This window comes from Arenimonas sp., from assembly GCF_035721105.1.
Taxonomy (GTDB): Bacteria; Pseudomonadota; Gammaproteobacteria; order Xanthomonadales; family Xanthomonadaceae; genus Arenimonas.
This window is the reverse complement of record NZ_DASTNG010000008.1, coordinates 1-11,131: the sequence shown is the minus strand read 5'-3', so window position 1 is coordinate 11,131 and position 11,131 is coordinate 1. Positions and strand designations below refer to the sequence as shown.

General features: G+C 69.7%; 9 protein-coding genes and 1 riboswitch. Of the genes, 1 reads left to right on the top strand and 8 read right to left on the bottom strand.

Annotated features, from left to right (window positions below):
• Positions 1–2,122: NADP-dependent isocitrate dehydrogenase (locus tag VFQ84_RS00440; protein WP_325128065.1), on the bottom strand; the 2,122-nt coding region annotated here is incomplete at its 3' end.
• 180 nt (positions 2,123–2,302) lie between these two features.
• Here VFQ84_RS00440 and VFQ84_RS00435 point away from each other — a divergent pair.
• Positions 2,303–2,845 (top strand): hypothetical protein, encoded by a 543-nt coding sequence (locus VFQ84_RS00435; protein WP_325128063.1) that lies wholly within the window; start codon positions 2,303–2,305, stop codon positions 2,843–2,845.
• Between the two features lie 13 nt (positions 2,846–2,858).
• Here the strand turns inward: VFQ84_RS00435 and VFQ84_RS00430 are convergent, their stop codons facing one another.
• From VFQ84_RS00430 to VFQ84_RS00400, 7 genes are all read right to left on the bottom strand, one after another.
• Positions 2,859–3,245, bottom strand: coding sequence for a YkgJ family cysteine cluster protein (locus VFQ84_RS00430; protein WP_325128061.1), 387 nt, complete (start codon positions 3,243–3,245; stop codon positions 2,859–2,861).
• 44 nt (positions 3,246–3,289) lie between these two features.
• Entirely contained in the window at positions 3,290–3,781 is a 492-nt protein-coding gene (locus VFQ84_RS00425; RefSeq protein ID WP_325128059.1) for a hypothetical protein, read from the bottom strand.
• Positions 3,782–3,811: 30 nt separating this feature from the next.
• Positions 3,812–4,639, bottom strand: coding sequence for an NADPH-dependent 7-cyano-7-deazaguanine reductase QueF (gene queF / locus VFQ84_RS00420; RefSeq protein WP_325128057.1), 828 nt, complete (start codon positions 4,637–4,639; stop codon positions 3,812–3,814).
• A gap of 53 nt (positions 4,640–4,692) precedes the next feature.
• Positions 4,693–5,703, bottom strand: coding sequence for a ribonucleotide-diphosphate reductase subunit beta (locus VFQ84_RS00415; RefSeq protein ID WP_325128056.1), 1,011 nt, complete (start codon positions 5,701–5,703; stop codon positions 4,693–4,695).
• Between the two features lie 191 nt (positions 5,704–5,894).
• Positions 5,895–8,288, bottom strand: a complete 2,394-nt coding sequence (locus VFQ84_RS00410; protein WP_325128053.1) for a ribonucleoside-diphosphate reductase subunit alpha — start codon at positions 8,286–8,288, stop codon at positions 5,895–5,897.
• A 222-nt stretch (positions 8,289–8,510) separates the two neighbouring features.
• Positions 8,511–8,798: riboswitch (cobalamin riboswitch) on the bottom strand.
• Positions 8,799–8,832: 34 nt separating this feature from the next.
• On the bottom strand, positions 8,833–9,528 hold the full coding sequence (locus VFQ84_RS00405) for a hypothetical protein (RefSeq protein ID WP_325128051.1): 696 nt from the start codon (positions 9,526–9,528) through the stop codon (positions 8,833–8,835).
• A 200-nt stretch (positions 9,529–9,728) separates the two neighbouring features.
• A complete protein-coding gene (locus VFQ84_RS00400) occupies positions 9,729–11,030 on the bottom strand; it encodes an amidohydrolase (protein WP_325128049.1) in 1,302 nt (433 codons plus the stop codon).
• Between the last annotated feature and the right edge of the window lie 101 nt (positions 11,031–11,131).

Sequence of the window (11,131 nt, the reverse complement as noted above, 5' to 3'; positions counted from 1 at the left end):
CCTGCACGGCCAGAAGCTCCGCGTTGATCGCATCCGCGTTCGATGCCAGCTTCGCGGCCACATCGGCGAACGCCGCGGCCAACTCGGAGTCGTCGGTCTGCGCGGCCAACTCCGTGGCCCACTGCACGGCCAGGAAGAAGTGGCTGCCGCGGTTGTCGATCTCGCCGAGCTTGCGGCTGGGCGACTTGTTCTCGTCGAGCAGGGTGCCGGTGGCGCAGTCGAGCGTGTCGGCGAGCACCTGGGCGCGCGCGTTGCCGGTCGACTTGGCCAGATGCTCCAGGCTGCTCGCCAGCGCGAGGAACTCGCCGAGGCTGTCCCAGCGCAGGTGGTTCTCCTTCAGCAGTTGCTGCACGTGCTTGGGGGCGGAACCGCCCGCGCCCGTCTCGAAGAGTCCCCCGCCCGCGATCAGCGGCACGATCGAGAGCATCTTGGCGCTGGTGCCCAGCTCCATGATCGGGAACAGGTCGGTGAGGTAGTCGCGCAGCACGTTGCCGGTGACCGAGATGGTGTCCTTGCCGGCGCGGATGCGCTCGAGCGAGACCTTCATCGCCTCGACCGGCGGCAGGATGCGGAGGTCCAGGCCGGTGGTGTCGAAGTCCTTGAGGTAGCGCTCGACCTTGGCGATCACCTGGGCGTCGTGGGCGCGCGCGGCGTCGAGCCAGAAGATCGCCGGCGTGCCGCTCAGGCGCGAGCGGTCCACCGCCAGCTTCACCCAGTCCTGCACCGGCGCGTCCTTGGTCTGGCACATGCGCCAGATGTCACCGGCGGCCACCGCGTGCTCGAACACCACCGCGCCGCTGGCGTCGGTGACGCGCACCGTGCCGGCGGCGTCGAGCTGGAAGGTCTTGTCGTGCGAGCCGTATTCCTCGGCCTTCTGCGCCATCAGGCCGACGTTGGGCACGCTGCCCATGGTGGCCGGGTCGAAGGCGCCGTGCGCCTTGCAGTCGTCGATCACGGCCTGGTAGATGCCGGCGTAGCAGCGGTCCGGGATCACCGCCTTGGTGTCCTGCAGCTCGCCCTTGGCGTTCCACATGCGGCCCGAGTCGCGGATCATCGCCGGCATCGAGGCGTCGACGATGACGTCGCTGGGCACGTGCAGGTTGGTGATGCCCTTGTCGGAGTTGACCATCGCCAGGCCCGGCGCCGCGGCGTACACCGCGTCGAGGTCGGCCTTGATCGCGGCCTGCGTGGCCTCGGGCAGCTGGCCCAGGCGCGCGTAGAGGTCGCCGATGCCGTTGTTGGGGTCGAAGCCGATGTCCTCGAGCACCTTGGCGTGCCTGGCCAGCGCGTCCTTGTAGAACTCGGTGACGAAGACGCCGAACATGATCGGGTCGGACACCTTCATCATGGTGGCCTTGAGGTGCAGCGAGAACAGCACGCCGCTGGCCTTGGCGTCGGCGATCTGCTCGGCCGCGAAGCGGGCCAGCGCGGCACGGCGCATCACGGAGGCGTCGACGATCTCGCCTTCCTTCACCTTCACCGCGTCCTTGAGCACGCGCTCGCTGCCGTCGGCGCCGACGAAGGCGATCTTCAGGCTGCCGGCCGCGGCCATCGTCGCGGACTTCTCGCTGCCGAAGAAGTCATCGCCGGCCATGTGCGCCACGTGCGACTTCGAATCGGCCGACCACTTGCCCATGCGGTGCGGATGCTTGCGCACGTTTTCCTTCACGGCCTTCGGGGCGCGGCGGTCGGAGTTGCCTTCGCGCAGCACCGGGTTCACCGCGCTGCCCATGGCCTTGCCGTAGCGGGCGCGGACGTCTCGCTCGGCGTCGTCGCGCGGCTCTTCCGGGTAGTCGGGCAGGTCGTAGCCCTGGCCCTGCAGTTCCTTGATGGCGGCCTTGAGCTGGGGCAGGGAGGCGCTGATGTTGGGCAGCTTGATGATGTTGGCTTCCGGCCGGGTCGCCAGCGCGCCCAGCTCGGCCAGGTGGTCGCCGATGCGCTGGTCTTCCCGCAGGCGCTCGGGGAACTGCGCCAGGATGCGGCCCGACAGCGAGATGTCGCGCGTCTCGACCGCGATGCCGGCGGCGCCCGCGAAGGCCTGCACGATCGGCAGCAGGGACTGCGTGGCCAGGAACGGGGCTTCGTCGGTGAGCGTGTAGATGATCTTGGGCGTATCGGACATGGCGTCGGCGTCTCATTCTCGGGCTAGCCGGTGATTGTCGCCGCTCCGCCCCGGCGGCGAAAGTCGCGGCCGGTGACGCCCCGCTTCACATACCTGCGGGTACGGGCCACCGTGGCCTGCGACACATGGCGCCAGCGGTCCGTCGGGCTACGCTGGGGCCCTTACCCCGGGAGACGCGCCATGGTCAGTCCGCTGATGCTTTCCTTCGTCCTGGCCGCGGGCGCTACTGCCGCGCCGGCCCCGGCCACCCCCCCGGCGCCCACGCCAGCCCCGGCCGCCAGCTCGCCGCCCGCCTGCACCGCCGCGGAGCATCGCCAGTTCGACTTCTGGCTCGGCGAGTGGGAAGTCACGCGCCCCGACACCGGCGCCGTGCTGGGCCACAGCCAGGTCACGACGATCGCCGGCGGTTGCGCCCTGCACGAGCACTGGCGCAGCGCCCGCGGCGGCGACGGCCAGAGCCTGAACGCCTTCGACCGCGCGCGCGGCACCTGGTCGCAATTCTGGACGGGCGTGGACGGCACCGTGCTGCGGCTCGAGGGTGGCCTGCGCGGCAACGCGATGGTGCTCGAGGGCGAGCTGCCCGCGGCGAACGGCGGCCGCCAGCGGCAGCGCATCACCTGGACGCCTGCGGACGATGGCAGCGTGGCCCAGCATTGGGAGGTATCCAACGACGACGGGCAGGCCTGGACGACGAGTTTCCTCGGCATTTACCGGCGCCGCTGAGCCCCGGCCTGGCTTACGGTACCGGCGGGCCTGGCTCGGCGTCCGGCGGCGCGAGCCGCGACCATGTCTGCGGCGTCAGCGGATCGAGCCCGTGCGCCAGCCGCGCCTTGTCGCACTGCGGGCTGGGCTGGCCGTCTTCCCAGGCCGGCGTGAGCGCGCGGCAGGGCGAGGGGCGCAGCGGATAGATGCTGCAGTGGCCGTCGACGCCGACCGTGCCGGCCAGCGCGACGCAGCGCGTGGGCGCCGATTCGGTGCCGCGCATCGCCAATTCGTGGCGGCGCAGGGGCACCACCAGCGCGGCGGGCGGGCCGTCGGGGTTGTCGGGCTGGGCTTCGGACCAGTGGAAGCCGACCCGGAAGGTGGCGCAGCAGGCGCCGCAGGACAAGCAGGGATGGGGCATGGGCGCGTCGCGCGGACGCGCGCCGGGGGGTGGGCCGGCGCGGCTCAGCGCACCTCGAAGGTGCGGGTTTCGACGACCCGGTCGTTGATGGCGATCTCCACCTGGTAGGCGCCCGGGGGCCAGGGTTCCGGCTGGGCGATGCTGAAGGTGGTGACGGTGGGGGTGTCGGGGCTGAGGCTCTGGCCGGCCTTGGCCACCTCGGTGCCGTCGGCGGCCAGCCAGCGCGCCGACAGGGTCAGCCCCTCGCTGCTGCCGACCGCGACCACGGCGGCGTGGAGGCGGTCGCCGGGCGCGAACACGGTCAGCGGCTCGACGACCTGGCCTTCTTCGTCCACCGCCTTGCCCAGGCTGACCGCGGTGATGCGGAAGTCGCCGGTCGGCAGCGGCGGCAGCGGGGCGGGCGCTTCCGCGGCCTCGCTGGCGGCCTCGGTCGCGGCCTCGATCCGGGCGTCGGACGGGGCGGCGGCGTCATCGCCGCCGCAGGCCGCCAGGGCCAGCGACGCGAACAGGATCACAGCGAGCTTGGAATGGCGCATGTCGGCTCCCGGAAGGCGAGGGTCGGCGGATTACTGGCGGGCCGTCCGCGGGTTGCCCGGCAGCGGCAGGCCCGGGGTGGCGCGGAACGGGTTGATGTCGAGGCCGCCGCGGCGCGTGTAGCGCGCGTACACGGCCAGGCGGGTCGGTGCGCAGTGCTGCATCAGGTCGATGAAGATGCGCTCGACGCACTGCTCGTGGAAGTCGCTGTGGTTACGGAAGGACACCAGGTAGCGCAGCAGGCCGTCGCGGGCGATGCGCGGCCCGGCGTAGCGGATCTGCACGCTGGCCCAGTCGGGCTGGCCGGTGACCGGGCAGTTGGACTTGAGCAGGTGCGAGACCAGGATCTCGTCGGCCTTGAGCTCGGGGTCGGACGACAGGAAATCCGGGCGCGGCGGGCCGTAGTGGCTCACTTCGATCGGCAGGTCGTCGATCAGGTCGCCTTCCAGGTTCTCGATCAGGGCGACGTTGTTCGACGATGCCGGCGTCAGCACCACGCTCACCGGCGCGCCCGAGGCTTCCGAGAGGTCGCGCACCAGCTGCGCGCGCAGCGCATCGGTGTCGGAGAACCGCGCCTGCGCGTAGCTGCCCAGGTAGAGCTTGAAGCTCTTGGACTCGATGATGTTCGGCGAGCTGGCCTGCACGCGGAACTCGGCCAGCGCGACGCGCGGCTTGCCGCGGCCGTCGAGCCAGCTGAGCTCGTAGGCGTTCCAGAAATCCACGCCGACGAAGGGCAGGTCGTCGGACAGGCCAAGGGCGGCTCGCTGCGCGGCGCGCGCGATCGGGAACAGCAAGCTGGGATCGTAGTCGTTGCCGTACTCGACGGCCTTGCCCAGCGGGCTCAATTCGGGGGAAGTCATGGCGCGCATTCTCCCACAGCCCCGCCCTCCTGGGATGTCCGTGGGAGAGCGGATCAGAAGGCGGCGTCGAAGGCCACTTCACCCTGGACGCCGACCTGGTAGGCCGATACCCGACGTTCGAAGAAGTTGGTCAGTTCCTGCACGTCCTGCAGCTCCATGAACGGGAACGGATTGCGCGCCCCGAAGTGCCGGGGCAGGCCGAGCTGGGCCAGGCGCTGGTCGGCGCAGTACTCCAGGTACTGGCGCATGTCCTTCGGGGACAGCCCGGCCACGCCGCCCGACAGCACGTCGTCGGCGAACAGGCACTCCACGTCCACGGCCTCGGACAGCATTTCGACGATCGCGGCCTTGAGCTCGTCGTCGAACAGGTCGGGCTCCTCCTCGCGCACCGTGCGGATGACCTCGAACGCGAACGCCATATGCCCGCTCTCGTCGCGGAACACCCAGTTGGTGCCTCCCGCCAGCCCGTGCAGCAGACCGCGCGAGCGCAGGTAGTACACGTACGCAAACGCCCCGAAGAAGAAAAGCCCCTCGATGCAGGCCGCGAAGCAAACCAGGTTCATCAAAAACTGGCGGCGATGGGCTCGGGTCTCCAGTCGCGGCAGGTCCTGCACGCTGTCCATCCACTTGAAGCAGAACGCGGCCTTGCGGCGGATCGAGGGGATGTTCTCGATCGCCGCGAAGGCCTTGGCGCGCGCCTCGGGCTCGGGCAGGTAGGTGTCGAGCAGGGTGAGGTAGAACTGCACGTGCAGCGCCTCCTCGTAAAGCTGCCGCGACAGGTACATCCGTGCTTCCGGCGCATTGATGTGCTGGTAGAGGTTGAGCACGAGGTTGTTGGAAACGATCGAATCACCGGTGGCGAAGAACGCCACCAGCCGTTCCACTAGGTGCCGCTCGGCCGGCCCGAGCTTGTTCTTCAGGTCCTGGGTGTCGAGCGAGAAATCCACTTCCTCGACGGTCCAGGTATTGCGGATCGCGTCGCGGTACATCTCGTAGAAGCCGGGGTAACGCATAGGGCGCAGCGTCAGGCTGTAGCCTGGATCAAGCAACTTGGCGGTGGTCATGGGGGTGTCCTGTTTGGCCACGGAGAATCACGGAGGGAACGGATAAACACGGAAAAAAGCGAGCCATGGGAAACGCGGAGAAAATGGCGGCGGAATGGCACGTCGGATACCAACGGGCTGGCAGCATTGCCGTCCCGGCCCATTCCATCCGTGGGCCTCCGGCTTTTTCCGCGTCCACCCGTGGCAAAAAACTACTGGCACGCCTCGCAGGACTCGGGGTTCTCCAGCGAGCACGCCACGGCGGCCGTCGCGTCGAGGGTAGTCTTGGCGATGCGGGTGGCGGGGCGGGAGCGCAGGTAGTAGGTGGTCTTGATGCCCTGCTTCCAGGCGTACATGTACATCGAGGACAGCGCGCCGATGTTCGGGGACTCCATGAACAGGTTCAGCGACTGGCCCTGGTCGATGAAGGCGCCGCGCCCGGCGGCCATGTCGATCAGCGAGCGCATTGGCACCTCCCAGACGGTGCGGTAGACGGCCCGAAGTTCGGCCGGCAGGTCGGCGAGGCCCTGCACCGAGCCTTCGGCCAGCTTGATGCGGTCGCGCATCTCGGGCGTCCACTGGCCCAGCTGCTTGAGCTCGCGCACCAGGTGACGGTTCACCTGCAGGAAGTCGCCCGACAGGGTTTCGCGCTTGAACAGGTTGCTGACCTGCGGCTCGATGCATTCGTAGCAGCCGGCGATCGAGGCGATGGTGGCCGTGGGCGCGATCGCCACGAGCAGCGAGTTGCGCAGGCCGTGCTCGCGGATCCGTTCGCGCAGGGCGTCCCAGCGCTCGGGCGCGGCGGGCTGCACGCCCCAGGCATCGAACTGGAGTTCGCCTTGGGCGACGCGGGTCTCGTCGAAGTTCGGATGGCGGCCGCGCTCCCGGGCCAGCTCGCAGCTGGCCTCGAGCGCGTGGAAGTAGATGTCCTCGGCGATGCGCGCCGACAGCGCGCGCGCCTCGGGCGCGTCGAAGGGCAGGCGCAGCCGGAAGAACACGTCCTGCAGGCCCATCACGCCCAGGCCCACCGGCCGCCAGCGCAGGTTGCCGCGCCGGGCGGTCTCGATCGGATAGAAGTTCAGGTCGATGACCCGGTCGAGCTGGCGGACGGCGAGCTGCACCGTCTCGGCGAGCTTGTCGAAGTCGAAGTCGACACGGCCCTCGTCATCCTCGCGCAGGTGCTGGCCCAGGTTGATCGAGCCAAGGTTGCAGACCGCCGTCTCGTCGCCGGACGTGACCTCCAGGATCTCGGTGCACAGGTTCGACAGGTGGATCACGTTCCCCGGCCGCGCGGTCTGGTTGCTGGCGCGGTTGCACTTGTCCTTGAAGGTCATCCAGCCGTTGCCGGTCTGGGCCAGGGTGCGCATCATCTTCCCGTACAGGTCGCGCGCCCGCAGCGTCTTCACCGCGCGGCCGCTGACCTCGGCCTGCTCGTAGGCCACGTCGAAGGCCTTGCCGAACAGGTCGGTGAACTGCGGCACGGCCCTGGGATCGAACAGCGACCACTCGCCGTCGGCTTCCACCCGCCGCATGAACAGGTCCGGGATCCAGTTGGCCAGGTTCAGGTTGTGGGTGCGGCGCGCCTCGTCGCCGGTGTTGTCGCGCAGCTCCAGGAACTCCTCGATGTCCGCGTGCCAGGGCTCGAGGTAGACGCAGGCGGCGCCCTTGCGCTTGCCGCCCTGGTTCACCGCGGCCACCGAGGAATCGAGGGTCTTGAGCCAGGGCACGATGCCGTTGGAGTGGCCGTTGGTGCTGCGGATTAGCGAGCCGCGCGAGCGCACGCGGGTGAACGACACGCCGATGCCGCCGCTGAACTTGCTCAGCATCGCCACGTCGGCGTACTTGCGGTAGATCGATTCCAGCGTGTCGTCCGGCGAGTCGAGCAGGAAGCAGCTCGAGAGCTGCTCGTGGGTGGTGCCGGCGTTGAACAGCGTCGGCGAGCTGGGCAGGTAGTCCAGCGACGCCATGCGCCGGTACAGCGCCAGCGCCTCGGGCACGTCCTGGCTGAGCGCGCAGGCAATGCGCAGGAAGAATTGCTGCGGGGTCTCGATCACCGTGCGCCGGGTCGGGTGACGCAGCAGGTAGCGGTCGTACAGCGTGCGCAGGCCGAAGTAGTCGAAGCGGCGGTCGAGCGTGGCGTCCAGCGCGTCGTTGAGCTTGCGGGCGTTGGCCTGCACGAAGCCCAGCAGCCGGTCATTGATCAGCCCGACCTCGTGGCCGCGGGTGATGGACTGGGAGAAGGCGTGGATCTCCTGGCCCGCCACCTCCTTGGCGATGAAGTCAGCCAGCAGGCGCGCGCCGAGGCGCCCGTACTCGGGCTCCTCGGCGGTCAGCAGGGCGGCGGTGCGGATGGACAGCTCGTCGAGCTCGCGCGTGGTGGCGCCGTCGTAAAGGCCGGAGATGGTGCGGGTGGCGACGCGCATCGGGTCGATCGCGTACAGGTCGTCGCACTGGCGCGCCACCGCGCGCACGATCTTGTTCAGGTCCACCGGCTCGCGGCGGCCATTGCGCTTGGTGACGGTCATGCCCGGGGCGGTGGCGGGCGGGGTGAGGGCGAATTGCGGCGCGGCTTCGCTGGCCTGCGCTTCCAGGGTTTCGGTGTTCATGGATGTTCTCCGGTGCGTGGCGCACGGTCGCCGTCCCTCCCTCGGGGGCGGCGCGCGGAGACGGGCGACGGCGACGCCAAGCGGCGTCGTCGCGGCCATGCCCCCGCGGGCATGCGAAGTGCAACGGAGGATGGAATGCGGGTGTCGCAGGGACCGGGACGCGGCGCCACGACACCGGCGCCGTCTCCCCCCGGAGACCTCTGGGCCGGTCACCGCGCGGTGTGCTTCGCGCGGCTGTCGGCAGGTCTTCGGGCTCGTGGACGTTGGAGCAGGAGTTAGTGAATAGGAGTTAGAAGTTAGTAACTGGCCAAGCGTCAGCCCCACTAACTCCTAACTCCTAACCACTAACTCCTGCCCTGCCTACTAACCGTCGCTTCCCAGGCGCAAGTCCCAGTGCCAAAAACGGCGTTCGTTTCCACATACCGCTGCGGGGCAGCGCCGGAGTCGCACCGGCTTCCCTATTAACCCTCGCGCGTTGCCGCGTTCGGGACCGACGGCCACAACATATCGGGTGTCGCTGGCGTGGTCAACGCAATATGTGGGGTCAGCCCGCGGCGATCGGCCGGCACTGGAGGTTGGCCGGCAGGTCGCGCCGCCGCGCCAGCCAGGCCGCCAGCTTCGCCATCGGGATCGAATGCTTCGGATACGCGTGCCGGCCGCGCAGGGTGTAGGCGGCGCTGTCGTCGGGGGCGTGGAACTGCTCGTAGTGCTCGAGCGGGATGCGCGAACTGCGGGCCAGGGCCGCGTCGTGGATGGGTTCCTTCAGGTCCATCGCGCCGCAGGGAAGCCACCACACCGGCCGCGGATCCACGAGCACCAGGTGCAGGAAGCCGTCGCGGTCCTCGGCCAGGAAGCCGTTCGCGTAGCGCGGCATCACGTGCCGCTCGCCATCCGACATCAGCAGCATCAGCCGCGCCTTGCCGTACTGCGGCGAGGCCATCTGCATCGGGCCGTAGTGGCTGGTGGTGGCGCCGTGCAGCTGCGCCGGCAGCGACGGTCCTTGCAGGGTGTCGAGCACGCGCGCGCGGAACCAGATGGGCGGCCCGTCCATGCAAAGCACGTCGGGCGAGCTGCATGCCGCGAACTGCGGCAGCTCCCCCTGGTCCTCGAGCTCCACCACCGCCAGGCGATAGGTCGCGGTGGCGGGGTCGATCTCCGGGAAGGTCGTGGGCCGCTCCGCGTGGGCGACGCCGGTGGCGAGCAGCAGGAGTGCGGGGACGAGGCGGGCGAGGTGGGGCATGGGCGGGGCTCCGGGCAGGTTGGAGTCCTTCAACGCGTGAACGTCCAAAACGGGGTCGATGCTCCGAAGTCACCGTGGAACGGTAGGAGCGGCTTCAGGCGCGAAGCTTTTCGGCGAAAAGATTCGCGGCTGAAGCCGCTCCTACAAAAGCGAAGGCAGAGGTCGCGGCAGGCGCCAGGCGCGGAGGCCGGGCCGGGTGCTCAGTCCTGGGCGTTGAGGTAGTCCAGCGACACCTGCAGCATGGCGCGGGTGCCCACCTTCAGCGCTTCCTCGTCGAGGAAGAACTCGGGCGAGTGGTTGGACGGGGCCGCCACCGCATCCTGGCCGCGGGGCGTGGCGCCGACGAAGAAGAAGAAGCCCGGCACCTGCTGCGCGAACAGCGAGAAATCCTCGGCGCCCATGGTCAGGTCCATCTCGACCACGTTGTCGGCGCCCACGGCCTTCTCGAGGCTGGGCACCACGCGCGCGGTCAGCGCCGGGTGGTTCACGGTGACCGGGTTGCCCTTGGTGTCGGGCACCTGGGCGACCACGGTGGCGCCGTGGGCCTTGGCCACGCTCTCGGCCACGTTCTTGAGGTCGGCGAACACCTGCGCGCGCATGCCTTCGTCGAAGGTGCGGATGGTGCCCACCAGCTCCACTTCGTCGGGGATGATGTTGTAGCGGATGCCGCCCTTGATGGCGCCGAAGCTGACCACCACCGGCTGCTTGGAGATGTTCTGGCGGCGGCTGACGATGGTCTGCGCGGTGCCGATGATGTCGGCCGCGGCCACGATCGGATCAACGCCGCCCCAGGGCCGCGAGCCGTGCGTCTGCCGGCCCTTCACCACGATGTTGAAGCGGTCCGACGCCGCCATCAGCGGGCCGCTGCGGTAGCCGACCTGGCCGGCGTTGAGCGTGCTGAACACGTGCAGGCCGAACACCGCCTCGGGCTTGAAGCGTTCGAACACCCCCTGCCGCAGCATCTCCTCGGCGCCGCCTTCCTCGCCGTCCGGCGGGCCTTCCTCGGCCGGCTGGAAGATGAAGAGGACTTCGCCCGGCAGCTCGTCCTTCATCGAGGCCAGCGCCTCGGCCACGCCCATCAGGATGCCGGTGTGGGCGTCGTGGCCGCAGGCGTGCATCACGCCGGTGGTCTCGCCGCGGAAGGTGGTGGTGACCTTGGACTCGAAGAGCAGGCCGCTGCGCTCGGTGACCGGCAGCGCGTCCATGTCGGCGCGCAGCGCGATCCGCGGGCCGGGCTTGCCGCCGCGCAGCACCGCCGTGACACCGGTGGTGGCGACGCCGGTACGCACGTCCTCGAAGCCCAGCGCGGTGAGATGGTCGGCGACCAGCTTGGCCGTGCGCACTTCGCGGTTGCCCAGCTCGGGATGCTGGTGGATGTCGCGGCGCCAGGCCTCGACCTTGGCGTCGACGGTGGCGGCCAGCGCCTCGACGTCGGTGGACTGGGCCGCGGCGGGTCCGCAGAGCGCGGCGGCGAGGGCGGTGACAAGCAGCAATCGGCGCATGGTCTTCCCCTGGGGTGAGTGCACCCGATGCTAGCACCCGGGTGCCCGGACTTCCGTGCCGCCGCGCACGCCCCCTGTAGGAGCGGCTTCAGCCGCGAATC